Genomic DNA, 22,904 nt, shown 5'->3' on the forward strand with positions numbered 1-22,904 from the left:
ATTAGGGGTTCGCTTATTTGGTCTCACTTTCAGCAGCCTGATCGGCACGTGCGGCACTGTAGCCAGATAAGTGGCCGACAATATTGGCGTAAATGCTGATGATAATGACCCATAGTACGCTATTCTTCCACCATATTACGGAAGGGATAGCGAGAATGAACCATATTATTGCTGCCGCTAAATGGCACCGTTTAATTGTCCTGGGACTGATGCTCATTTTATTTAACCTGTCTTATCGCGTCATTTCTGCGCTTTTTGGTTAATATTGCCAACGGCCAGGTCGGTGAGTTTAAGGTCGGTCTCTTTCTCTTCTTCCAGCGTTTCGGCAAGAAGTTTAACGGCTTTTTTGTAGCCCAGTTGTTCTGCGAGGGTCGCAAGGGTACCGTAGCTGGCTATTTCGTAATGCTCCACTTTTTGCGCAGCGGCAATTAACGCGGCATCACGCACTTCATTTTTTTCCGTACTTTCGATAACTTCGTTGGCTTCTTCAATTAAGCCTTCCATTGCCACGCACTTCATGCGCTTGAGCTTAATACCGTCTTCCTGTTCGACGATCTGGTCAATACGTTCAATCTGACCCTGCGTCTCCTCCAGGTGCGCGGTGAAGGCGGCGCTCAGCTTCTCGCTGGCGGCGGCGCGAGCGAGTTTGCTTAACGCTCGGGTAAGTTGTTTTTCAGCGCTGTAGGTATCGGACAGAAGATGAATAAATACATCCTCAACACTTTTCATATTCATAATAATTACGCTCCGGTAAAATAAGGAAAGGGTACTGCGAGCTTTTCAGCCCGCAGCATGCTCTCAGGTTTTATTAAAAGAGTACTAAATAAGATCAGGAATTATCAGATTTACGGCCTCCGCCGTGACTGTTCTGTCCCCCTTTCTTACCCGCTTCAGATGCGCGTTGCGGATCGTTTTTGAAATTACCACCGCTGTGCTGGCCGCCTTTACGTCCAGCTTCTGATGCTTTTTCACGGTCTTCAGCGAAATTACCGGAACCACCACGATGCTCTGCCATATTAAACCTCATAGTCATATATTGGTTATGTCAGTACGATACGAAAAATATTCCGTATCACTCGTCGTTCGAGTAATAACTCTAGTCGCTGTGAGGCATACGTCAAATTCGTTTCGCCATTAGCGGTTGCGTTATATTTAATTATTGCTGCGTTTGCGCTTCGCTTGGTTTGGAAATATGGAGGTGTGGGAAGGACTTGTAAAAAAATGTTCAGATTAGTCCTAAGTTTCATTTAAAAAGCGGAAGGTTGAGGCCAATAATAATGGCGTAGCAAAAACGAATAATTTGCTAGCGGTGATTTGGGGGAAATTACCCCTTTAGGGCTAGAGAAAATAGCCGCTACGAATTATAAGGAAAATCCTGGAAAAAATGACGAGGCGGCTGACAGGGGGCGGTAGCACACGGTTTAACCACTGGCGTCTTAAGATCACAAATCAGAAATTCTTCCCCCCGGAAGGAACGGCCTTCTCTACACTCCAGGTAATATTCACTGGAGGCATGACATCATGGCGAACACCATCACGGCTGATGATATTCGGGAACATTTTTCGCAGGCTATGTCGGCGATGTACCAGCAGGAAGTTCCGCAGTACGGCACCTTGCTTGAGCTGGTCGCGGACGTAAACCTGGCGGTTCTGGAAAATAATCCACTATTACATGAACAACTGGCGAACGCCGACGAGCTGGCGCGCCTGAACGTAGAGCGTCACGGGGCGATCCGCGTCGGTACGGCACAAGAGCTTTCCACCCTGCGTCGTATGTTTGCCATCATGGGCATGTTCCCGGTCAGCTATTACGATCTTTCTCAGGCGGGGGTACCGGTCCACTCAACGGCGTTTCGTCCGGTTGACGATGCGGCGCTGTGCCGCAATCCGTTTCGTATCTTTACCTCACTGCTGCGCCTTGAGCTGATTGAAAACGTGGCGTTACGCGAGCGGGCGGCAGAAATTCTCTCTCAGCGGAACATCTTTACGCCCCGCTGTCTGGAACTTATTGACCTCCATGAGTCGGAAGGGCACTTTACCGAAGCGCAGGCGCGCGAGTTTGTGCAGGAAGCGTTAGAAACCTTCCGCTGGCACCGTCATGCAACGGTCGACCAGGAGACCTACCTGGCGTTGAGTAACGAGCACCGCCTGATAGCTGACGTTGTCTGCTTCCCGGGGTGCCATATCAACCACCTCACGCCGCGCACGCTGGACATTGACCGGGTGCAGGAGCTAATGCCGAAGTACGGGATTGAGCCCAAAATTCTGATCGAAGGGCCGCCGCGTCGTGAAGTGCCGATCCTGCTGCGTCAGACCAGCTTTAAAGCCCTCGAAGAGCCGGTGCTTTTCGCCGGGGAACATAAAGGCACCCACACCGCGCGCTTCGGTGAAATTGAACAGCGCGGCGTGGCGCTGACCCCGAAAGGCCGTGAACTGTACGATAGCCTGCTGGCCCAGGCCGGAACCGGAAAAGATAACCTCACGCACCAGCTGCATTTGCGCGAGATTTTCAGCGCCTTCCCGGACAGCGAAATGTTCCTGCGCCGTCAGGAGCTGGCGTATTTTCGCTATCGCCTGACCCCGGCGGGAGAGGCCCATCGTCACGCGTTTCGTCCGGGGGATGACCCGCAGCCGCTGATCGAGCGAGGGTGGGTGGTGGCCCAGCCGATAATTTACGAAGATTTCCTTCCGGTCAGCGCGGCGGGGATTTTCCAGTCCAATCTCGGGAATGAAACCCAGGCGCGCAGCCACGGGAATGCCAGCCGCAATGCGTTTGAAGCCGCACTCGGCTGCCCGGTGTATGACGAATTTACGCTCTACGAGGAGGCGGAAACGCGCAGCAAACAGCGTTGCGGTTTGCTCTGAAATCGTTACTCTTCAGGGGTGTGATGGAAAAAATAAGGTCGTTATGCAAAATCCTTCCGCCCCTGTGGTTGAAACGCGCCAGGGCGCACTGTCTGGTTTAACCGATGAAAACGTTCACCTCTGGCGCGGTATTCCCTATGCCGCACCTCCCGTTGGCGACTGGCGCTGGCGCTCACCCCGGCCGCCGGAACGCTGGGATGGCGTGCGTGTAGCTACCGACTTTTCGCCCTCAAGCTGGCAAAGCAGTGAATATTGTCAGGAGCTGGGCGGGGGCGATCCCGGCCAGTTTTCTGAAGACTGCCTCTATCTGAACGTCTGGTCCCCTATCGACCGTACCGGGCCGCTGCCGGTCATGGTCTGGCTGCACGGCGGCGGGTTTACGATCGGCGCCGGAAGCCTGCCGCCGTATAACGGCAAAGCCCTGGCATCCCGCGGTGTGGTTGTCGTCACGATTAACTACCGTCTCGGCCATCTCGGCTTCTTCGCCCATCCCGCTCTGGAAGGTGAAGAGGAGCGGGTGGTGCATAATTTTGCCCTGCTGGACCAGATCGCCGCGCTCGAATGGGTGCGGGATAATATTGCCGCGTTTGGTGGCGACCCGAATAACGTGACCCTGTTTGGTGAATCCGCCGGCGCGCGCAGCGTGCTGTCGCTGCTGGCCTCGCCGCTGGCGAAAGGACTATTCCATAAGGCGATAGTGCAAAGCGGGTACACTTTGCCGGATACGCCGCGCGCGCAGGCCCTGCAAAAAGGGGAAGCGCTGGCCGCCCACTTCGGGCTGGGAAATGCGACGGCAGAGCAGCTGCGCGCGATCCCGCCCGAGGCGTTCTGGCCGCTGACCGCGCCGCTGAACGTCGCCCCGGCCCCTATCGTTGGGGATTGCGTTCTGCCGGAGGCGATGCTGGACGTCTTTTTCGCCGCCCGCCAGCATCCCGTGCCGGTGATGATTGGCTCCAACAGCGATGAAGCCAGCGTGATGGCGGTGTTTGGTGTCGATCTCGCCGGGCAGATCCAGAAGCTTCGCCGGGAGCGCCGCTTCGGGCTGGGGCTCATCAAGCTGCTTTATCCGGGCGTGAAGGGCGACGAGGAGCTCGGCAGGCAGGTGTGCCGCGACATGGCCTTCACCACTATGGGCTACGTGGTGATGCAGGCCCAGCAGCGCGTCGGCGGGCTTTGCTGGCGCTACTGGTTTGACTATGTGGCCGAAGCGGAACACGCCACCTATATCAACGGTGCCTGGCACGGCAATGAGGTGCCGTACGCGTTCGATACCCTCGGGCAGGTGGAGCCTTCGCGCCAGTACGTTAACGAACGGGATCTGGCGTTTGCCGCCCAGGTAGCTGATTACTGGGTGAGCTTTGCGCGCGATGCCGGAACGCATGACAGCCTTCACGGGCCGACGCGCTGGCCCGCCTGCCGCAAAGGGCGGGACGTGCTGTTACGCATTGGTGTGAATAAACATGCAGGTTTCAGGCTTGAAAACCGCTTTATGCGCGCCCGCATGAGCCTCTTCAAGCGCGTAATGAAGCACCACGTCAGCCTCGATTAAGCAAACAGGCGCGAAACGCCGCCAGACCATTCTCCTGACAAGGCGTTTCGCGCAGCACCAGCCGGTAGCTCGCGCCGGTTTTAATGCTGGTCTCATAGGGCCGCATTAGCCTTCCGGCGCGGATATCTTCTGCCACCAGCGTTTCGTCGGCAATGGCTACGCCCAGTCCCTGAATGGCGGCGGTAATGGCGAGATCCATCGTATCGAAGTGTTGATTTTTGTGCATAGCAAAGCCCGGACCTTCCTGATTCGCCAGCCACAGTGACCAGTCTGTCTTATCCCTTGTCGGATGAAGAAACGTCAGCGAACCCAGCGCGGCACCCGCTCGCACGGGGCTGAACACCGGCGTCAGCGCCTCTTCGAACAGCAGATCGCCTGCGCTCATGTGCGTGCCGAAGACGATGGCGGCATCGTAAGATTCGGTTTTGAAATTGACGTTATGATCGGTCGTGGTGGTGAGCGCGATCTGCAGATCCGGCTGCTCGCGCTCCACTTCCAGCAGGCGCGGCACCAGCCAGCGCATCGCGCAGGTGGGGGCCTTGAGGCGGATCACCGTGTGCTGGCTGCGGGCCTGGTCGGCCACGCTCAGCAGTTGTTCGAAGGAGGACTGCAGTTCGGGAAGCAGGGCGCTGCCCTGAGGGGAGAGGCGCAACCCGCGCGCGTGGCGCTCAAACAGCGGAAAGCCAAACCAGGCTTCAAGGGAGGCAATCTTACGGCTCACGGCCCCCTGCGTCAGGCAGAGTTCCGCGGCGGCGTGGGTAAGATTCAGATGACGCGCGGTGACTAAAAATGCGTCGATGGCATTGAGCGGGAGCGAACGGCGTGACATTGAAACACCTCAGCTATGCATTTTTCTCATGGCTATTATGACAACAATTCGATTGTCCCGGCAACGGAGTTGTTGTTTGAATAGTTATGCAATATCCATGAGAAGGGAAAGAGGATGACTTTACGAACGCCGGTGCAAACGCGCTCCAAGCTGCCAGACGTGGGGACCACCATTTTTACCGTTATCGGCCAGCTTTCGGCCCAGCATAACGCCATCAACCTTTCTCAGGGGGCACCGAATTTTTCCTGCGACCCGAAGCTGATCGCCGGCGTTACCCGCGCGATGGAGGCAGGGCATAACCAGTATGCGTCGATGACCGGCCTGCAGCCGCTCAAAGAACGCATCGCCGATAAGATTGCCGCGCTCTACGGCACGCAGTATAACCCTGCCAGCGAGGTGCTGGTCACCGCCAGCGCCAGCGAAGGGCTCTATTCGGCGATAAGCGGACTGGTGCACCCCGGCGATGAGGTGATCTACTTTGAGCCGTCGTTTGACAGCTACGCGCCGATTGTTCGTCTGCAGGGGGCAACGCCTGTCGCCATCAAGCTCACGGTGCCGGATTTTGCCGTCAACTGGGATGAGGTCCGTGCGGCAATCACCCCGCGCACGCGCATGATCATCATCAATACGCCGCACAACCCGAGCGGCCAGGTCTTCTCCGCTAATGACCTGCAGCAGCTGGCGGCGCTGACGCGCAATACCGACATCATTATTTTGTCTGACGAAGTGTATGAACACGTCGTGTTTGATGGGGAACCGCACCACGGGATGGCCACGCACCCGCAGCTGGCGGAGCGTAGCGTGATTATTTCTTCTTTCGGAAAAACCTATCACGTCACCGGCTGGCGCGTGGGTTATTGTGTGGCGCCAGCAGAGCTGATGGACGAGATATGTAAAGTCCATCAATTTTTGATGTTCTCTGCCGATACGCCAATGCAATACGCGTTTGCAGAACACATGACCGATCCGCAAACCTGGCTGTCGCTGTCGGCGTTTTACCAGCGTAAGCGCGATCTGCTGCACGGCCTGCTGGCCGATTCGCCGTTTACCCTGCTTCCGAGCGCCGGGTCGTTCTTTATGCTGGCGGACTACAGCCAGTTTAGCGACGAGCGCGACAGCGAGCTGGTGAAGCGGCTGATTGTTGAGTACGGTGTTGCCACCATTCCGCTGTCGGCGTTTTATGCCGACGGCACGGATAATAAATTGATTCGTCTCTCTTTTGCGAAAGATGAGGCGACGTTACGGGCAGGTGCTCAAGCCCTGTGTCGGGTTAAACCACGCTGAGATAGGCTCTGAGGAGTTTGAAATGAAATTACGCGCGTTAGTAGTCGGCATGGGATTGCTGTGTACCTTTTCCTCCTTCGCGGCCACCGAGCTGCGCTACGGTCTGGAAGCGGAATATCCGCCGTTTGAAAGCCGTAATGCGGCAGGCGAACTGGAAGGGTTTGACGTTGAGCTGGGAAATGCCATCTGCAAAGCGGCAGCGCTGAAGTGCAGCTGGGTCGAAACCTCGTTTGACGCGCTGATCCCGGGGCTGGTGGCGAAGAAGTTTGACGCCATCAACTCGGCGATGAACATTACCGAGCAGCGCCGCAAGAGCATCGATTTTACCCAGCCGATCTACCGCATTCCGTCTCAGCTGGTGGGCAAGGCCGGTACGGCGGTCGAAGCAACGCCTGAAGGGCTGAAGGGGAAAACCATCGGCGTGCTGCAGGGGTCTATTCAGGAAACCTATGCCAAAGAGCACTGGGAAAAGCAGGGTGTCACCGTGGTGTCGTATAAAGATCAGAATATGGCCTGGGGTGACCTGCTGAATGGCCGCATTGACGCCTCGCTGGTCATGTCCGCGGCCGGGCAGGCGGGTTTCCTCAGCAAGCCGCAGGGAAAAGGGTTTGGCTTCATCGGCAAACCGGTGTCTGACGACACAATCCTCGGCAGTGGGATCGGCTTTGGGTTGCGCAAAGGTGACGAGGCCACCAAAAAGCAGCTTGATGCCGCCATTGATAAAGTACGTGCCGACGGCACGATCGCCAAACTCGCTGATAAGTACTTCCCGGGTATCGATGTCAGCGTAAAATAACCGCCTCATTGGCCCCGTCAGCTGATGTCCTGACGGGGCATTTTTCTACACATTTTCCAGGCTTTCTTTACACCACTTTCGGGCCGTTCTGGTCGACAGAAAATATTTCTCACTTTGTTCATATAATCACCGGCCAACAATTGGATTCTTAACCATTTTTGTTTAGGCTGTGCGTTCTTTCTTGCCGTCATTTCGCCGAGCGCGAAACACATTCACACGACCATAAGGACGTTTTTCCAGGCATGAATCGCAGACGTTTTCTAAAAGGCTCGCTGGCTGTGGCAGCCCTGAGCGGCACCTCCGGCCTTGCTTCCCTGTTTTCCAAAGCGGCATATGCGGCTGACTCTGACATCGCTGACGGTCAGAGCCGTCGGTTTGACTTCTCCGTACTGCAATCCATGGCGCATGACCTGGCGAAAACCCCGTGGGGTGGCGCGCCGCGTCCGCTGCCGGAGACGCTGGCGACCATGACGCCGCAGGCGTATAACGCCATCCGCTACGATGAAAAACAGTCTCTGTGGAACAACATTGAAGGGCGTCAGCTGGACGTGCAGTTCTTCCACATGGGAATGGGGTTCCGCCGCCGTGTGCGGATGTTCTCGCTGGACCAGTCTACCTCTATGGCGCGCGAGATCCACTTCCGCCCTGAGCTGTTCAGCTACGGTGACACGGGTGTCGATACCAAACAGCTGGAAGGGCAAAGCGATCTCGGCTTTGCGGGCTTCCGCGCCTTTAAAGCGCCTGAGCTGGCGCGCCGCGATATCGTCTCTTTCCTCGGGGCGAGCTATTTCCGCGCGGTGGACGACACCTACCAGTACGGGCTTTCCGCGCGCGGTCTGGCGGTAGATACCTTTACCGACACCCCGGAAGAGTTCCCGGACTTTACCTCCTTCTGGTTTGAAACCGTCAAGCCTGGCGATACCACCTTTACCGTCTATACGCTGCTGGACAGCCCGAGCGTCACCGGTGCCTATAAATTCGTGATCCACTGCGAGAAGAGCCAGGTGATCATGGAGGTGGAAAACCATCTCTACGCGCGTAAGGACATTAAGCAGCTGGGCATCGCGCCGATGACCAGCATGTTCAGCTGCGGCAACAACGAACGCCGCATGTGCGACACCATTCACCCGCAAATCCACGACTCCGACCGCCTGGCAATGTGGCGCGGCAACGGGGAGTGGATCTGCCGTCCGCTCAATAACCCGCAAAAGCTGCAGTTTAATGCCTATCTGGACAAAAACCCGAAAGGGTTCGGCCTGCTGCAGCTCGATCGCGATTTCTCCCACTATCAGGACGTGATGGGCTGGTATAACAAACGCCCGAGCCTGTGGGTTGAGCCGCGCAACGACTGGGGGAAAGGATCTATCGCGCTGATGGAGATCCCAACCACCGGTGAAACGCTGGATAACGTGGTCTGCTTCTGGCAGCCGGAAAAACCGGTGAAAGCGGGCGACGAGCTGGACTTTGAATATCGTCTCTACTGGAGCGCGCAGCCGCCGGTGCGTTCCCCGCTGGCCAACGTTTACGCGACCCGCACCGGCATGGGCGGCTTCCCGGAGGGCTGGGCGCCGGGCGAACACTATCCGAAAGTGTGGGCCCGTCGCTTTGCGATTGATTTCGTCGGCGGCGACCTGAAGGCCGCTGCGCCGAAGGGCATCGAGCCGGTGATTACGCTCTCCAGCGGTGAAGCGAAGCAGGTGGAGATCCTTTACGTTGAGCCGTTTGACGGGTATCGCATTCTGTTTGACTGGTACCCGACGTCGGATTCGACGGAGCCGGTGGATATGCGCCTGTTCCTGCGCTGTCAGGGCGATGCCATCAGCGAAACCTGGCTGTATCAGTATTTCCCGCCAGCGCCGGATAAACGTCATTACGTTGATGACCGGGTAATGCGTTAACGATCGATTCCCTCTCCCACGGGAGAGGGTTAGGGTGAGGGGCAATGGCCGCAACAAAATCCGAAACTATTCCCGTATCTGACGCGCTCGAGCTTCGCGCCGTTGAAGAGCGCTACACCGCCGAACTGCATAACCTCGTCGTCAAAAACAGGGCCTATCTGCAAACCGCCTTTGACTGGGCACAGCACGTGGGGACTGAAGATGACACCCGACGCAACGTGCAGAGTAACCAGATGCTGCACCAGCGCGGCTACGCCAAAATGTTTTTGATCTTCAGGGAGGATGCGCTGGTCGGCGTACTGTCGTTTAATGCGATTGAGCCTGCCAACAAAGCCGCGTACATCGGCTACTGGCTGGATGAAGCACATCAGGGGCAGGGGATCCTCTCGCAGTCGCTGCAGGCGTTTATGCGCTACTACGCTGAGCGCGGTGAGGTCCGCCGATTTGTGATCAAGTGTCGGGTGGCGAATCAGCACAGCAACAGCGTGGCCCTGCGCAACGGTTTTACGCTGGAAGGGTGCCTGCGGGAAGCGGAATACCTCAATGGCGCCTATGACGATGTGAACATCTACGGCAAAATTTATACCTTATAGCGCCCCCAGCAGCGGCGTGCGGGTGATGCGCTGGTCGCCGTTGATCACCTTTTCACCGCGCAGGTGAATGCTCTCACCAGCAAAGGCCTCTATCACCGCATCGTCGGTGATTTCTACCCGATGCTCAATCAGCACGTCGCCGCTGATCCGCGCGCGTCCCTGAATCACCACTTTATCATCCAGCATGATCGGCCCGCCGCGCAGCCATGCCTGACCGCCGATCAGAACGTGGTGCTTGATGATGCAGTTTCCTTCCACCACGGCATTCTCGGTAATCTGAGAGCTGTAGCGCACGGTAGGGATGGCATCATCGTCGAAACCGGCTATCACGCGGGCGTTGCCGTACACTTTGGCGCAGTCGCACACCCAGACATTGTTGAGTTCGTTACCTTCGAGGATCGCGCAGTCGAACACTTCGGCGCGGTGCTCAACAAACGCGTTATTCACCATCGCCTCGCCGTATATTTGTGCCTGATGCACAATGCGCGACCGGCTTACCGTCGCCTTGCCGTAAATTTGCAGGATCTGGTCGTGGTCCGGCGTGAGGCCTTTAGCGGCAATGATAACGCTGTTGTGCAGCACGCGCGCGTCGCCGTAGAGATGGCACTCACCTCGCACGCAGGAGTGCTGAATTGTGACGTTGTCACTTATTCGCGCCCCGTGGCTGACCTCTGCGGCGTCAAGCCAGCAGTTATCGCCGATATGCGCGTCATGGCTGACGGTGCACGGCAGGGTCAGGCGCGCGTTGCCGGACACGGTTGCGCCAGCGAATACCACGCTGTTTTCATCGTAGATCCAGCAGTCTCCGTCCTGCGCAAGGGCGCGCTCATCGTCAATCCAGCCGCCTTTCGTGCCGGCCTTCACATCGTTAAAGTCCACCGTAGCGATAATCTGCCGCAGCGTCGTTGAGTGGGATGTTTCGCCATTTTTCCATTGCCAGAGCCGGGTTTCATCGCTGAGCCGATACTTATTCATCGTGGGGTCCCTGATATGCGTCTTCACTAAACGTAGCAAACTTTCGGCTTTCCGTTGTGCTGGCATCCGTTGCTGAAACCCCTTAAAATGGCATTTAAAATACATTTTAATAATTCAAATTAATGGATAAATTAAACAAACCTGAACAGGCGCTTAACCTTCCCGCAGGCTATTTTGGCATGGTGCTGGGCATCATCGGCATGGGTTTCGCCTGGCGATACGCCAGCACCCTGTGGCCGGTGACGCGCTGGCCGGGTGAGATACTGGTCGCTCTCGCAGTTGCCTGCTGGTTTTTACTGACGACGGCGTTTATCACCCGTGCGATCCGTTTCCCGCACAGCGTGCTGGCAGAGATGCGCCACCCGGTAATGAGCAGCTTCGTCAGCCTTTTTCCGGCCACCACCATGCTGGTCGCCATCGGTTTCGTGCCCTGGTTCCGCCCGGTATCGCTGGCGCTGTTCGGCGTGGGCGTGGTGTTACAGCTTGCTTATTCCGCCTGGCAAAGCGCCGGGCTCTGGCGAGGCAGGCACCCGCAGGAGGCCACCACGCCCGGATTGTATCTGCCGACCGTGGCGAATAATTTCATCAGCGCGATGGCGTGCGGTGCTCTGGGGTTTAACGATGCAGGGCTCGTTTTTCTCGGCGCGGGCGTCTTTTCCTGGCTCAGCCTGGAGCCGGTGATCCTCCAGCGTCTTCGCAGCGCCGGGGAGCTTCCCACCGCGCAGCGCACCGCTTTAGGCATTCAGCTGGCTCCCGCGCTGGTGGCGTGCAGCGCCTGGTTTAGCGTCAACGGTGGGGAAGCCGACACCTTCGCCAAAATGCTGTTCGGCTACGGCCTGTTGCAGTTGCTCTTTATGCTGCGCCTGCTGCCGTGGTACGTGTCTCAGCCGTTTAACGCCTCCTTCTGGAGCTTCTCGTTTGGCGTGTCGGCTCTGGCTACCACCGGGCTGCATCTGGGTCACGGCAGTTCGTCTGGATTCTTCCACGCCATTGCCGTGCCGCTGTTTATCTTTACCAATCTCATCATTGGGATGCTGTTGGTCCGTACGTTTATTCTGCTGATTCAGGGCAAACTTCTGGTGCGCACTGATAAGGCACTGCTTATGCAATCTGAGGAAAAATAATGGCTGTCGATGAAAATTACTTCACAGAGAAATATGGCTTAACCCGTACGCATTCAGAGGTGCTGTACAGCGCCGGGATCGTAAAGCCCGGAAAGACATTGGATCTGGGCTGCGGAAATGGCCGCAACAGCCTTTACCTGGCGGCCAACGGCCACGAGGTGACCGCCTGGGATAAAAACCCGATGAGCGTTGATAACATTGAGCGCATCAAGGCGGCAGAAGGGATTGAGAATCTGCACACTGCCGTCAAAGATCTTAACAGCCTGAGCTTTGACGGCGAGTACGACTTTATTCTCTCCACCGTGGTGCTGATGTTCCTGGAGGCGAAAACCATTCCGGGCCTTATCGCCAACATGCAGCGCTGCACCAAACCCGGCGGCTACAACCTGATCGTTGCCGCGATGGACACGGCGGATTACCCGTGCACCGTCGGCTTCCCGTTTGCGTTCAAAAGCGGTGAGCTGAGCAGCTTCTACGAAGGCTGGGAGCTGCTCAAATACAACGAAGAGGTTGGCGAACTGCACCGCACCGATGAAAACGGCAACCGCATCAAGCTGCGCTTTGCCACCATGCTGGCGCGCAAGCCCGCTTAACGGGCGGCCAGCAGGCAGATCTGCAGGGCAGTCTTGTAAGACGCCTCGAACGACGACAGCGGCAGGAACTCAAACTTCGAGTGGAAATTATGCGCGCCGGTGAAGAAGTTCGGGGTGAGTAGCCCTTTTGCCGACAGCGCCGCACCGTCCGTGCCGCCGCGCATAGGGATCGGTTTTGGGGTGATGCCGAGCGATTCCATCGCCTCAAACATCAGGTCGATGGCGCGCCGGTCTTCACCAATCGCATTGCTGATGTTGCTGTAGGTATCTTCAATGCGATAGTCGACCTTCGCCGTCGGGTGTTGGGCGGCAATCAGCGCGGCGACGTCCGCAATCTGCTGCTTGCGGGCGGCAAAGCTGGCTTTATCAAAATCGCGAATATTAGCCTTTAGCACGGCGTCGTTCTGTCCGGCCTGAATGCCGTTAAACCAGATATAGCCCTCGCGGCCTTCGGTACACTCCGGGGTTTGCTGGCGGTCGAAATGGCTGATGAAGTCGGTCGCCATCAGTAACGGGTTCACCAGTACCCCTTTGGCGGACATCGGGTGCGCCGTCACGCCGGTGAAGTGGATCTCTGCCGCTGCCGCGTTAAAATTCTCGTAAACAATTTCTCCCAGCTCACAGCAGTCGATGGTCCAGGCAAAGTCCACGTCGAAGCGTTTCAGATCCAACGCCTTGGCGCCGTTCAGGCCAATCTCTTCGTCGGGCACAAACGCGACCACAATGTCGCCATGCTGATGCTCAGCGGTGAGGTTTTCCAGAACGGTCATTACCACCGTCACCGCCGCTTTATTGTCTGCGCCCAATACGCTGGTACCGTCGCTGAAAATAATCTCCTCATTCGGATAAGCCAGAATTTCCGGGTGCTCGTTCACGCGCAGCCAGATGTCTTTTTCTTTATTCAGACAGAGATCTTCACCATTAAACGTTAATATTTGCGGATGAATATTCGGTGATAAACCGACGTCTACGGTATCAATGTGGGTAATAAAGCCGATGCGCGGCGCACCGGGCACGTTGCCTTTTTTCACTGCCGTCACGGTCGCGAATTCGTCAATCACGATGTCGTCTAACCCCAGCTGCGCCAGCTCCTGCGCCAGCTCTCGCGCCATGTCGTGCTGGCCCGGCGTCGAGGGCAGAGTTTTCACTTTCGGATCGCTCTGGCTGGTAATCGCAAGATAGCGGAAAAAACGGTGCGTTAATTGTCTGGAAAGCGGCGAGCCCATAGTGTTTTCTTCCTTATTTATTTTTTGGGTGTTTGCCACATCACTTTAATGTTATTTATGAAATGGCAAAAGAATTAATTAGCCGTCGAATTAAAAAGACAGGAATAAATGATGACAAGCAAACGCACAACGTTAACGCTGGCACTCGCTGCGCTCACGGTCAGTTCCACCGTAGCCGCGAAAACGCTGGTGTATTGCTCCGAAGGGTCACCGGAAAACTTTAATCCCCAGTTATACACCTCGGGCACCAGCGTGGATGCCAGCGCAGTGCCGGTCTACAACCGGCTGGTCGATTTCAAACCCGGTACCACGGAGCTGGTGCCGAGCCTGGCAGAGCGCTGGGAGGTGAGCGACGACGGCAAGGTTTATACCTTCCATCTGCGTAAAGGGGTGAAGTTTCAGAGCAATAAATTCTTCACGCCGACCCGCGATTTTAACGCCGATGACGTGATCTTCTCGTTTATGCGCCAGAAGGACGTGAACCATCCCTATCACAACGTCTCTAACGGCAGCTATTCCAACTTCGAAAGCCTGGAGTTTGGCAGCCTGATTACCGCTATTGATAAAGTCGATGACCACACGGTGCGCTTTACCCTGGCGCACCCTGAAGCGCCGTTTGTTGCGGATCTGGCATGGTATTTTGCCTCGATCCTCTCCGCGGAGTATGCCGATGCAATGTTGAAAGCGGGCACGCCGGAGAAGGTGGATATGCAGCCCATTGGCACCGGGCCGTTTAAGCTGGCGCAATATCAGAAGGATTCCCGCATTCTGTTTACGGCGTTTGCCGACTACTGGCAGGGGAAATCAAAGCTGGACAGGCTGGTCTTTACCATCACCCCGGATCCCTCCGTGCGTTTTGCCAAAATTGAGAAAAACGAATGCCAGGTGATGCCGTTCCCGAACCCGGCGGATCTGCCGCGTATGAAGGCTAATAAAGATATTACGCTGATGAGCAAGGCCGGGCTGAACACGGGGTTCCTGGCGTTTAATACCCAAAAGCCGCCGCTGGATAACGTGAAGGTTCGCCAGGCGCTGGCGATGGCGATCAATAAGCCGGCCATTATCGACGCGGTGTTCCACGGCACCGGCACCGCTGCGAAAAACCTGCTGCCGCCGGGCGTCTGGAGCGCTGACAGCGAGCTGAAGGATTACGATTACGATCCTGAAAAAGCCAAAGCGTTGCTGAAAGAGGCCGGTTTAGCCGGCGGCATGAGTATTGACCTGTGGGCGATGCCCGTCCAGCGGCCCTATAACCCGAACGCCAGACGGATGGCGGAGATGATTCAGGCTGACTGGGCGAAGGTGGGGGTGCAGACCAAAATTGTCACCTACGAATGGGGCGAATATCTCAAGCGCGTGAAGGACGGTGAACATCAGGCTGCCCTGATGGGCTGGACGACCGCAACGGGCGACCCGGATAACTTTTTTGGCCCGCTGTTTACCTGCACCTCGGCCAACGGCGGTTCGAATTCGGCGAAGTGGTGCTATAAGCCGTTCGATAAAATTATCGCGGAGGCAAAATCAACTACCGATCGCGACAAGCGCGTGGCGCTGTATAAAGAGGCGCAGCAGATCATGCATGACCAGATGCCGGCGGTTATGATTGCGCATTCAACGATCTTCGAACCGGTGCGCAAAGAGGTGACAGGTTACGAAATCGATCCGTTTGGTAAACATTTGTTCTGGCAGGTGGATATTAATCAGTAATTTTCTCTGCCCGGTACGCTGCCGGGCATTCTTTTCGCAATTTGTGCTCCCCACGTCATTTTTTGTCACAACAAACCCACCGAACTTTTGCTATAACTTCAAATGCATACTTGCAGATTACATGGAAAACTATCATGCGTACTCAAACTTTTTTTAAAGTTGCAGTGCTTACGGGTTTATTGGCAGTGGCGGGCTGTTCTTCAAAAGTCGCGGCTCCAGAACAATATTCAGGCTTTTTAAAAGATTATTCCGGCTTGCAGCAGACGACGTCTGCAACGGGTAAACCAACGCTGCGTTGGGTTGACCCTTCCTATAACGAAGCCAACTATGACAGCATTATCTGGACGCCAATCACCTATTATCCAACGCCAAAACCGACGACTCAGATCGGGAAACAAACCCTTGATGAGCTGCTGAATTACACCAATAACAAAATGAAAACGGCTATTGGTACCCGTAAGCCGATTGTGACCACGCCGGGTAAACACAGCCTGATTTTCCGCGGTGCTATTACCGGGGTGAGTTCGCAGAAAGAAGGCCTGCAGTTCTATGAAGTGGTGCCGGTCGCGCTGGTGGTAGCAGGTACGCAGATGGCTACCGGCCATCGCACCATGGATACCCATCTCTACTTTGAAGGTGAGCTGATCGACGCGGCCACCAATAAACCGGTGATGAAGGTGGTTCGTAAAGGTGAAGGTAAAGAGCTGAATAACGAAAGTACGCCGATGACCTTTGCGACGCTGAAGCAGGTTGTTGACGACATGGCGACGGACGCCACCATGTTTGACGTGCATAAAACAGCGAAATAACGTTAAGCGGCCTGCATTGCGCAGGCCGTTTTTTTACGCCGTACGCAGGCGCCTGAACCAGGTCTCTGGTTTCGTGAACATCACCATATTCCCGCCCAGAATCAGCAGCAAACCGACGATACCGTTGATGTGCCAGACGTAACCTTCATACACCGTTGAGATAGAGAGCGCCACCAGCGGGAAGAGCAGCGTACTGTAGGCCGCTTTCCCGGGGCCGATACGTCCCACCAGCGTGAAGTAGGCGCCAAAGGCAATCACCGAGCCGAAGAGGGCCAGATAGAGCAGCGCGCCCATATAGGTGACCGTCCATTCCGGGGTAAAACTGTCGCCTCTGAAGAGCGCAATACCCCCCATCACCAGCGTGCCGTAAAGCATAGCCCAGGCGTTGGTGGTCATGGTTTCCAGACCTCTGCGCTGATGGCGCATGCTGATCATATTGCCCAGCGAGAAGCCGTACGTGCCGAGGGCGGAAAGGCCAATGCCCGTCAGAAGCGATACGCTCCAGCCGCTGGCCAGCAGGTCGTCCCAGAAAAGGGTCACGATCCCTACAAGACCCAGCGCCGCCGCCGTCCAAAAACGCGCGGGCGGGCGCTGTCCAAAGAAAATAAAACAGTTAATGGCGTTGTAGAGCACCGCCATGGAGAAGATCACCGATTCCAGCCCGGTGTTGATGTGTGCCGCCGCGGTATAAAAACACCAGAAGTTAAAGCAGAAGACGCAGCATCCTTGAAGCATGCAGAACAGATGATCCCGCAGCGCCAGCTTACGCAACCGGCGCAGGGCAAGTAACACCACCATCATCGTGGCGCTGGCCACCGCGAAACGCCAGAAAATAGAGACGGGGGCGGGTACGGGACCCTGCTGCAGAAAAATGGCAATCCAGGTGGTTCCCCAGATGATCACCACCAGTCCGTATAATAACGCGTTCATATTTTTCTCTTATCAAACCACGGAAGCCCGCAGTATGGCGCTGTCATCGCTCTGGGGCTTTCACCGGCTTGCGGTAGACTTGCAAAATCTTGCGCTTTTTTCTTTTCCGGGGCTGGCAACGGGGGACAACAGTTCTTAGACTGACAGTTCACTCAATAACGCGCTAACGGTTATGTCTCACGCTTACGATACCTTTGAAACGCTTCGCCAGCAGAATGCGGTCCTGCGGGAAACGGTCGCGCTCAATTCCGGCATTCAGCTGGCGGCGTGGTACAACAAGCACGATACGATAACGGTTAAAAGCAATCATCATACCCTTAGCCTGTACGTTGCCGACGGTTACGAAAGCTATCAAAAGACGCCGGGCGGCTGGAAGAACGGCGGGGGACCGGACCGTTTCTGTCTGATGCCGAAAGAGAGCGAATCGACTTGGGATATTCGCGATGACCTGTCGTTTGTCCATCTCTACTGCACCGATGAACACCTGCGCGATGTGGGCGAAAAAATCTGGGACAAGCGGCCCCTGTCGCTGACTCTGGACGAGCGCATTTTTGGCAGCGACCCGAAGATCACCGCGCTGTACCGCCAGTTTCTGCTCGGCTGCGACTGGCAGCAGCAGGCCAACCAGCTCACCCTGAGCACGGCCTCTACGCTGCTGTTGACCCACCTGCTGCAAAACTACGCCAACGTTCAGTGGAAGCTCCCGGTCGTTACCGGCGGGCTATCGCCGTTTGTTCTGCGCAACGTGCTGGCTTTTATTGAAGAAAACCTCGGACAGCCCCTGACGCTGGCCGATCTGGCGGCGCAGGCCGCACTCAGCGAATACCATTTTGCCCGCATGTTCCGCCAGTCGACGGGGCTGGCGCCGCATCAGTACGTCATGCAACGGCGCATGGAAAAAGCGAAAAACCTGGTGCAGCATACCTCGACGCCGCTGACGGATATCGCGCTGGCCTGCGGGTTTAACTCCGCCAGCCACTTCAGTAACCGTTTTCGCAGCGTCATGGGCATCACGCCGTCACAGCTGCGCGCGGCGAGCGCGTGAAAACAGGGCATAGCTTACGCCGCCCAGCACCAGCCCCCAGAATGCCGAGCCGATGCCCAGGATCGTGACGCCGCTTGCGGTCATCAGAAACGTGACGATAGCCGCGTCGCGCTCCGCTTCATGATTCAGCGCCTGATATAAACTTCCGCTGATGGTGCCCAGCAGCGCCAGACCGGCCAGCGTCTGGATCCAGCTGAGCGGCAGCGCTGCCATTATCCCGGTGATGGATCCGCCGAACACTCCCGCCAGCAGATAAAACCCGCCGGCCGCGATGGCCGCCAGCCAGCGTTTACCGGCATCGGGGTGGGCATCCGGGCTTTGACAGATAGCGGCGGTAATGGCGGCTATGCAGATGGAAAAGACGCCGAAGGGGGACAGCAGCAGCGCCAGCCCGCCCGTAAAAATAATGAGCGGTGAGACCGCCAGCGGATAGCCGGACGCTTTCATGGTCGCGAAACCGGGCGCATTTTGCGAGGCCATGGTCACCAGGAAGAAGGGCAAGCCGATGCTCACCAGGCTGGTGAAGGTGAACGTGGGCGCAATAAACTCAGGTGTCACGAAGGAAATGGTGATTTTATCGGTGACAACGTCACCTCCCGCCCATGCCACGATCCCGCCCACCAGCAGCGTAACGACGATTGCATAGCGCGGTGCCAGCGCTTTCGCCAGCAGCCACGCGGCAATCATGCTGCCGCACAGCAGAAAGTGCCCGTCCAGATGGGCAAATGCATGCAGCCCAAACTGCAGGAGTACGCCTGCCAGCATGGCCGCAGCCAGTGAGTGTGGGATTAGCTTCATCAGGCGGGCGAAAAGCCCGGTCATGCCGCAGAGTAAAATGAGCGCGTTGGCGAAGATAAACACGCCGATTGTCTCGGCCAGCGTCACGCCGTGCAGGCTGGTGGCGAGTAGCGCCGCGCCGGGCGTAGACCAGGCGGTCAGCACCGGAGCTTTATACCACCAGGAGAGCGCCAGCGTGCTGACGCCCATCCCAACCCCCAGCGCGGTCATCCAGCCCGCAATCTGCTGCGCGCTGGCGCCTGCCGCCGCGGCGGCCTGCCAGATGATGGCTGCCGAACTGGCGTAACCGACCAGAACGGCGACAAATCCAGCCAGTACGACTGGAACGAGATGAGAGGTAGGGCGCATAGAAACTCCGCTGTGCGTTATAACGTCCGCGATAAGGTAACACTGTGCGCTATAGCGTACAAGTGGTATGCTCAGGGCCATCAGGAGGGAGCATGGACATTACACAACATCTTGCAGCAACGCTGAAAACGCTGCGCCAGGCGCGCGGCTGGAGTTTGTCGAAGCTGGCGGACGAAACGGGCGTGTCGAAAGCGATGCTCGGGCAAATCGAGCGCAATGAGTCCAGCCCGACGGTGTCGACGCTGTGGAAAATTGCCACCGGGCTGAACGTCCCGTTTTCCGCTTTCATTACGCCCGAGGCGGACAGGCCGGCTGTGTTTGATTCACAGCAGCAGGCGATGGTGGTCAAACCGCTCTTTCCCTGGGATGAGACGCTCCGGTTCGATCATTTCTCCATCACGCTGGCACCGGGTGCCCTGAGCGAGTCCACGCCGCATGAGGCAGGCGTGATTGAACATGTGGTGGTCATCAGCGGCGAGCTGGAGATGAACATCAACGACGAGTGGCAGACGGTGCATGCCGATTCTGGCGTCCGTTTTGCCGGTGATAAACCGCACGCCTACCGCAACAGCAGCGACAGGCCGGTGCATTTTCACTCTCTGATCCATTATCCCCGCTGAGGCTACGCAAAACTGTTTCGCTGGCGCATACTTCTGACTACAATAGCCGCCATTTTGACCATAACGGATAACGACGAAGTATGCGCCTGCAATCCCATCATCTTGAACTTTTAAGCCCGGCCCGCGACGCCGCCATTGCCCGTGAAGCGATCCTTCATGGCGCTGACGCCGTCTACATCGGCGGCCCTGGCTTCGGTGCCCGCCATAACGCCAGCAACAGCCTGCGCGATATTGCCGATCTGGTGCCGTTCGCCCACCGTTTCGGGGCGAAAGTGTTCGTGACCCTGAACACCATTCTTCATGATGATGAGCTGGAGCCCGCGCAGCGTCTGATTACCGATCTCTACCAGACCGGCGTCGATGCCCTGATTGTTCAGGATATGGGCGTGCTTGAGCTGGATATTCCGCCTATCGAGCTGCATGCCAGCACCCAGTGCGATATCCGCACGGTTGAGAAGGCGAAGTTTCTCTCCGACGTGGGCTTTTCGCAGATCGTTCTGGCCCGCGAGCTGAACCTCAATCAGATCCGCGATATTTACCAGGCAACCGACGCGACGATCGAATTCTTTATCCACGGCGCGCTGTGCGTGGCCTATTCCGGCCAGTGCAACATTTCCCACGCCCAGACGGGCCGCAGCGCCAACCGCGGCGACTGCTCGCAGGCCTGCCGTCTGCCGTATACCCTGAAAGACGATCAAGGTCGCGTGGTGGCGTTCGAAAAACACCTGCTTTCCATGAAGGATAATGATCAGACCGCCAACCTGGGCGCGCTGATCGACGCGGGCGTGCGTTCCTTTAAGATTGAAGGGCGCTACAAAGATATGAGCTACGTGAAGAACATCACCGCGCACTATCGCCAGATGCTGGACGCCATCATCGAAGATCGCGGTGACCTGGCGCGCGCCTCGGCCGGTCGTACCGAACATTTCTTTATTCCGTCAACGGACAAAACCTTCCACCGCGGCAGCACGGACTATTTCGTGAACGCCCGCAAAGGGGATATTGGCGCGTTTGACTCACCGAAGTTTATCGGTTTACCGGTCGGCGAGGTGCTGAAAGTGGCGAAAGATCACCTGGACGTTGAAGTGACCGAGCCGCTGGCGAACGGCGACGGCCTGAACGTGATGATTAAGCGTGAAGTGGTGGGCTTCCGCGCCAACACGGTCGAAAAAACCGGCGAGAACCGCTACCGCGTCTGGCCGAATGAAATGCCTGCCGATCTCTACAAGGCAAGGCCGAACGCGCCGCTCAACCGTAACCTGGATCATAACTGGCAGCAGGCGTTGCTGAAAACCTCCAGCGAGCGTCGCATCGCGGTGGACATTGAGCTGGGCGGCTGGGAAGAGCAGCTGATCCTGACCATGACCTGCGAAGACGGCATCAGCGTAACGCATACGCTTGATGGCCTGTTCGAGGTGGCAAACAACGCGGAGAAAGCGCTTAACAGCCTGAAGGACGGCGTAGCGAAGCTGGGCCAGACGATTTACTACGCGCGCGCCATCGAGGTTAATCTGCCGGACGCGCTGTTCGTGCCGAACAGCCTGCTGAACCAGTTCCGCCGCGAAACGGCAGAGATGCTGGATGCCGCACGCCTGGCGCAGTACCCGCGCGGCAGCCGTAAGGCCGAATCCGTTCCTGCGCCTGTGTATCCGGACACCCATTTATCGTTTCTGGCCAACGTTTACAACCATAAAGCGCGTGAATTTTATCATCGCCACGGCGTGCAGCTTATCGACGCGGCCTATGAAGCGCACGAAGAGAGGGGCGATGTGCCGGTGATGATCACCAAGCACTGCCTGCGCTTTGCTTTTAACCTGTGCCCGAAACAGGCGAAAGGGAATATTAAAAGCTGGAAGGCCACCCCCATGCAGCTGGTCAACGGTGACGAAGTCCTGACCCTGAAGTTTGACTGCCGTCCTTGTGAAATGCATGTTATTGGCAAAATGAAAAACCACATTTTCAAAATGCCACCGCCGGGCAGCATCGTTGCGTCCGTGAGCCCGGACGATCTGATGAAAACCCTTCCGAAACGCAAGGGCAGTTAATTACCTTACGTGCGTGTCCGGTTTGCGCGATTTCTGCCACAGGTGGTGTTCGCGCAAACCCTCCGCTGACTCTTCCGCTACACTGCGTAACTCGTCACTGTCGGCCTCATGCCGCAGCTGATGCTCCACATTCTTTACCCAAACATATTCATGGCCTTTGTGCCCGGCCATCAGCTGGCCGGAAAAGAGGGCACAAATAAGCATGATAAAAGATAGCCCTTTTTTGAACATAAATTCACCCAATAAGAACAGCGCGGGTTAATCATGCCAATTATTGTTTGGGGTTATTATTCAATATTTCAAAATAGCGCAAAGAAAATGTCAAATAACGTGGGTTCATAATACCGATTAAGATTTTTCTTAAAATATATGTGCGTTTTTGCAAACCTCCCATTTCTGGTCCACAGTTGGATGTTCGCATTAAGGATAAATCCTATATAATAGTGAATCTCTGGCTAAGGAATGGGTCATTCATAAATGAAAAAAATAATAGCGTTTTCGCTTCTGGCTGTTGCGGTAGGTGCCGTTGCAGCGATTCGTTATGCAGGTAATGACGAACCAGAATATATTCAGTCCGCTGAAATTCGCGTTGGTTCCTATTTAACCAGCGACTATGGACGCGTAGCCTGCACTAGTAAAAGAGTAAATGAACAGCGCTGGGAATTAGACTGCACCCATCCGGCACGGGGAAAAACATTCCAGTTTGCGGTTTATCCCTCTGAAAAGGCTCCCTATGGCGTATCGCGATCGTTTTATCTCGAGGCCCTTAACGATGATGCCAGGCAGAGCGCTGAGCAGGGCCTGATGCGCTATTTGCAAATCAACACCAGCGCGAGTTAATCAGGCTGTTTAGCTTTCGTTGAGACAGCC

At 56.4% G+C, this 22,904-nt stretch carries 23 protein-coding genes; 14 read left to right on the forward strand and 9 right to left on the reverse strand.

The window, feature by feature from the left end; translation table 11 throughout:
- Positions 1–13: 13 nt before the first annotated feature.
- The 3 genes from INF73_RS09815 to INF73_RS09825 form a co-directional block, all read right to left on the reverse strand.
- The gene (locus tag INF73_RS09815; protein ID WP_008502273.1) at positions 14–217 is read right to left on the reverse strand and encodes a hypothetical protein; all 204 of its coding nucleotides are present in this window, start codon (positions 215–217) and stop codon (positions 14–16) included.
- A gap of 23 nt (positions 218–240) precedes the next feature.
- Positions 241–735, reverse strand: coding sequence for a ferritin-like domain-containing protein (locus INF73_RS09820; RefSeq protein ID WP_048999542.1), 495 nt, complete (start codon positions 733–735; stop codon positions 241–243).
- A 94-nt stretch (positions 736–829) separates the two neighbouring features.
- Positions 830–1,015 carry a general stress protein gene (locus INF73_RS09825; protein WP_004150795.1) on the reverse strand — a complete coding sequence of 62 codons (186 nt, stop codon included), beginning with the start codon at positions 1,013–1,015 and terminating at the stop codon, positions 830–832.
- Positions 1,016–1,521: 506 nt separating this feature from the next.
- Between INF73_RS09825 and INF73_RS09830 the strand changes: the two genes are divergently transcribed.
- Positions 1,522–2,865, forward strand: coding sequence for a VOC family protein (locus INF73_RS09830; protein WP_048999543.1), 1,344 nt, complete (start codon positions 1,522–1,524; stop codon positions 2,863–2,865).
- Between the two features lie 43 nt (positions 2,866–2,908).
- Positions 2,909–4,414: a carboxylesterase/lipase family protein gene (locus INF73_RS09835; protein ID WP_193540199.1), complete on the forward strand. Its 1,506-nt coding sequence runs from the start codon at positions 2,909–2,911 to the stop codon at positions 4,412–4,414.
- On the opposite strand, the gene INF73_RS09840 is transcribed toward INF73_RS09835, so the two are convergent.
- Positions 4,401–5,243, reverse strand: coding sequence for a LysR family transcriptional regulator (locus INF73_RS09840; protein ID WP_193531858.1), 843 nt, complete (start codon positions 5,241–5,243; stop codon positions 4,401–4,403). The genes INF73_RS09835 and INF73_RS09840 overlap by 14 nt on opposite strands.
- Positions 5,244–5,357: 114 nt before the next feature.
- On the opposite strand from INF73_RS09840, the gene INF73_RS09845 reads away from it, so the two are divergent.
- From INF73_RS09845 to rimL, 4 genes are all read left to right on the forward strand, one after another.
- Entirely contained in the window at positions 5,358–6,527 is a 1,170-nt protein-coding gene (locus INF73_RS09845; RefSeq protein ID WP_063438032.1) for a pyridoxal phosphate-dependent aminotransferase, read from the forward strand.
- Between the two features lie 22 nt (positions 6,528–6,549).
- Entirely contained in the window at positions 6,550–7,323 is a 774-nt protein-coding gene (locus INF73_RS09850) for a transporter substrate-binding domain-containing protein (RefSeq protein ID WP_025756391.1), read from the forward strand.
- A gap of 242 nt (positions 7,324–7,565) precedes the next feature.
- The gene (locus INF73_RS09855; RefSeq protein ID WP_193540200.1) at positions 7,566–9,221 is read left to right on the forward strand and encodes a glucan biosynthesis protein D; all 1,656 of its coding nucleotides are present in this window, start codon (positions 7,566–7,568) and stop codon (positions 9,219–9,221) included.
- A 44-nt stretch (positions 9,222–9,265) separates the two neighbouring features.
- Positions 9,266–9,814 (forward strand): 50S ribosomal protein L7/L12-serine acetyltransferase, encoded by a 549-nt coding sequence (rimL, locus tag INF73_RS09860; protein ID WP_193540201.1) that lies wholly within the window; start codon positions 9,266–9,268, stop codon positions 9,812–9,814.
- Here rimL and ydcK read toward each other — a convergent pair.
- Positions 9,809–10,789: a YdcK family protein gene (gene ydcK, locus INF73_RS09865; protein ID WP_193540202.1), complete on the reverse strand. Its 981-nt coding sequence runs from the start codon at positions 10,787–10,789 to the stop codon at positions 9,809–9,811. The genes rimL and ydcK overlap by 6 nt on opposite strands.
- A 122-nt stretch (positions 10,790–10,911) precedes the next feature.
- Between ydcK and tehA the strand changes: the two genes are divergently transcribed.
- Together tehA and tehB are read left to right on the forward strand one after the other, a co-directional pair.
- Positions 10,912–11,913: a dicarboxylate transporter/tellurite-resistance protein TehA gene (tehA, locus tag INF73_RS09870; protein ID WP_041910036.1), complete on the forward strand. Its 1,002-nt coding sequence runs from the start codon at positions 10,912–10,914 to the stop codon at positions 11,911–11,913.
- The gene (tehB, locus tag INF73_RS09875) at positions 11,913–12,506 is read left to right on the forward strand and encodes a tellurite resistance methyltransferase TehB (RefSeq protein ID WP_193540203.1); all 594 of its coding nucleotides are present in this window, start codon (positions 11,913–11,915) and stop codon (positions 12,504–12,506) included. Before tehA ends, tehB begins: the two co-directional genes overlap by 1 nt.
- Here tehB and pepT read toward each other — a convergent pair.
- Positions 12,503–13,732: a peptidase T gene (gene pepT / locus INF73_RS09880; RefSeq protein WP_136485857.1), complete on the reverse strand. Its 1,230-nt coding sequence runs from the start codon at positions 13,730–13,732 to the stop codon at positions 12,503–12,505. The genes tehB and pepT overlap by 4 nt on opposite strands.
- A gap of 111 nt (positions 13,733–13,843) precedes the next feature.
- Between pepT and INF73_RS09885 the strand changes: the two genes are divergently transcribed.
- Both INF73_RS09885 and INF73_RS09890 read left to right on the forward strand, forming a co-directional pair.
- Complete coding sequence (locus INF73_RS09885) at positions 13,844–15,439, forward strand: ABC transporter substrate-binding protein (RefSeq protein WP_047368531.1); 1,596 nt, start codon at positions 13,844–13,846, stop codon at positions 15,437–15,439.
- 134 nt (positions 15,440–15,573) lie between these two features.
- On the forward strand, positions 15,574–16,248 hold the full coding sequence (locus tag INF73_RS09890; RefSeq protein ID WP_028013119.1) for a DUF3313 domain-containing protein: 675 nt from the start codon (positions 15,574–15,576) through the stop codon (positions 16,246–16,248).
- Positions 16,249–16,281: 33 nt separating this feature from the next.
- On the opposite strand, the gene INF73_RS09895 is transcribed toward INF73_RS09890, so the two are convergent.
- On the reverse strand, positions 16,282–17,178 hold the full coding sequence (locus tag INF73_RS09895) for a DMT family transporter (RefSeq protein WP_047365193.1): 897 nt from the start codon (positions 17,176–17,178) through the stop codon (positions 16,282–16,284).
- Positions 17,179–17,350: 172 nt separating this feature from the next.
- Between INF73_RS09895 and INF73_RS09900 the strand changes: the two genes are divergently transcribed.
- Positions 17,351–18,223, forward strand: coding sequence for a helix-turn-helix transcriptional regulator (locus tag INF73_RS09900; protein ID WP_047365191.1), 873 nt, complete (start codon positions 17,351–17,353; stop codon positions 18,221–18,223).
- Here the strand turns inward: INF73_RS09900 and INF73_RS09905 are convergent.
- A complete protein-coding gene (locus INF73_RS09905) occupies positions 18,197–19,369 on the reverse strand; it encodes a benzoate/H(+) symporter BenE family transporter (protein WP_028013122.1) in 1,173 nt (390 codons plus the stop codon). The genes INF73_RS09900 and INF73_RS09905 overlap by 27 nt on opposite strands.
- A 92-nt stretch (positions 19,370–19,461) precedes the next feature.
- Here INF73_RS09905 and INF73_RS09910 point away from each other — a divergent pair, with 92 nt between their 5' ends.
- Both INF73_RS09910 and INF73_RS09915 read left to right on the forward strand, forming a co-directional pair.
- Positions 19,462–19,989, forward strand: a complete 528-nt coding sequence (locus INF73_RS09910; protein WP_045260498.1) for a helix-turn-helix domain-containing protein — start codon at positions 19,462–19,464, stop codon at positions 19,987–19,989.
- A gap of 80 nt (positions 19,990–20,069) precedes the next feature.
- Positions 20,070–22,034: a U32 family peptidase gene (locus tag INF73_RS09915; protein ID WP_193540204.1), complete on the forward strand. Its 1,965-nt coding sequence runs from the start codon at positions 20,070–20,072 to the stop codon at positions 22,032–22,034.
- Here the strand turns inward: INF73_RS09915 and INF73_RS09920 are convergent, their stop codons facing one another.
- A complete protein-coding gene (locus INF73_RS09920; protein ID WP_047368536.1) occupies positions 22,035–22,265 on the reverse strand; it encodes a DUF2554 family protein in 231 nt (76 codons plus the stop codon).
- 246 nt (positions 22,266–22,511) lie between these two features.
- Here INF73_RS09920 and INF73_RS09925 point away from each other — a divergent pair, with 246 nt between their 5' ends.
- Positions 22,512–22,874, forward strand: coding sequence for a hypothetical protein (locus INF73_RS09925; RefSeq protein ID WP_045260501.1), 363 nt, complete (start codon positions 22,512–22,514; stop codon positions 22,872–22,874).
- Positions 22,875–22,904: the final 30 nt, after the last annotated feature.

The organism is Enterobacter cloacae complex sp. P6RS (assembly GCF_014982245.1).
GTDB classification, from domain to species: Bacteria; Pseudomonadota; Gammaproteobacteria; order Enterobacterales; family Enterobacteriaceae; genus Enterobacter; species Enterobacter bugandensis.

Excerpts from the sequence above, each read along its gene's own strand:
- INF73_RS09815 (WP_008502273.1), bottom strand. The coding sequence starts at position 217 with ATGAGCATCAGTCCCAGGACAATTAAACGGTGCCATTTAGCGGCAGCA.
- INF73_RS09820 (WP_048999542.1), bottom strand. The coding sequence starts at position 735 with ATGAATATGAAAAGTGTTGAGGATGTATTTATTCATCTTCTGTCCGAT.
- INF73_RS09825 (WP_004150795.1), bottom strand. The coding sequence starts at position 1,015 with ATGGCAGAGCATCGTGGTGGTTCCGGTAATTTCGCTGAAGACCGTGAA.
- INF73_RS09830 (WP_048999543.1), top strand. The coding sequence starts at position 1,522 with ATGGCGAACACCATCACGGCTGATGATATTCGGGAACATTTTTCGCAG.
- INF73_RS09835 (WP_193540199.1), top strand. The coding sequence starts at position 2,909 with ATGCAAAATCCTTCCGCCCCTGTGGTTGAAACGCGCCAGGGCGCACTG.
- INF73_RS09840 (WP_193531858.1), bottom strand. The coding sequence starts at position 5,243 with ATGTCACGCCGTTCGCTCCCGCTCAATGCCATCGACGCATTTTTAGTC.
- INF73_RS09845 (WP_063438032.1), top strand. The coding sequence starts at position 5,358 with ATGACTTTACGAACGCCGGTGCAAACGCGCTCCAAGCTGCCAGACGTG.
- INF73_RS09850 (WP_025756391.1), top strand. The coding sequence starts at position 6,550 with ATGAAATTACGCGCGTTAGTAGTCGGCATGGGATTGCTGTGTACCTTT.
- INF73_RS09855 (WP_193540200.1), top strand. The coding sequence starts at position 7,566 with ATGAATCGCAGACGTTTTCTAAAAGGCTCGCTGGCTGTGGCAGCCCTG.
- rimL (WP_193540201.1), top strand. The coding sequence starts at position 9,266 with ATGGCCGCAACAAAATCCGAAACTATTCCCGTATCTGACGCGCTCGAG.
- ydcK (WP_193540202.1), bottom strand. The coding sequence starts at position 10,789 with ATGAATAAGTATCGGCTCAGCGATGAAACCCGGCTCTGGCAATGGAAA.
- tehA (WP_041910036.1), top strand. The coding sequence starts at position 10,912 with ATGGATAAATTAAACAAACCTGAACAGGCGCTTAACCTTCCCGCAGGC.
- tehB (WP_193540203.1), top strand. The coding sequence starts at position 11,913 with ATGGCTGTCGATGAAAATTACTTCACAGAGAAATATGGCTTAACCCGT.
- pepT (WP_136485857.1), bottom strand. The coding sequence starts at position 13,732 with ATGGGCTCGCCGCTTTCCAGACAATTAACGCACCGTTTTTTCCGCTAT.
- INF73_RS09885 (WP_047368531.1), top strand. The coding sequence starts at position 13,844 with ATGACAAGCAAACGCACAACGTTAACGCTGGCACTCGCTGCGCTCACG.
- INF73_RS09890 (WP_028013119.1), top strand. The coding sequence starts at position 15,574 with ATGCGTACTCAAACTTTTTTTAAAGTTGCAGTGCTTACGGGTTTATTG.
- INF73_RS09895 (WP_047365193.1), bottom strand. The coding sequence starts at position 17,178 with ATGAACGCGTTATTATACGGACTGGTGGTGATCATCTGGGGAACCACC.
- INF73_RS09900 (WP_047365191.1), top strand. The coding sequence starts at position 17,351 with ATGTCTCACGCTTACGATACCTTTGAAACGCTTCGCCAGCAGAATGCG.
- INF73_RS09905 (WP_028013122.1), bottom strand. The coding sequence starts at position 19,369 with ATGCGCCCTACCTCTCATCTCGTTCCAGTCGTACTGGCTGGATTTGTC.
- INF73_RS09910 (WP_045260498.1), top strand. The coding sequence starts at position 19,462 with ATGGACATTACACAACATCTTGCAGCAACGCTGAAAACGCTGCGCCAG.
- INF73_RS09915 (WP_193540204.1), top strand. The coding sequence starts at position 20,070 with ATGCGCCTGCAATCCCATCATCTTGAACTTTTAAGCCCGGCCCGCGAC.
- INF73_RS09920 (WP_047368536.1), bottom strand. The coding sequence starts at position 22,265 with ATGTTCAAAAAAGGGCTATCTTTTATCATGCTTATTTGTGCCCTCTTT.
- INF73_RS09925 (WP_045260501.1), top strand. The coding sequence starts at position 22,512 with ATGAAAAAAATAATAGCGTTTTCGCTTCTGGCTGTTGCGGTAGGTGCC.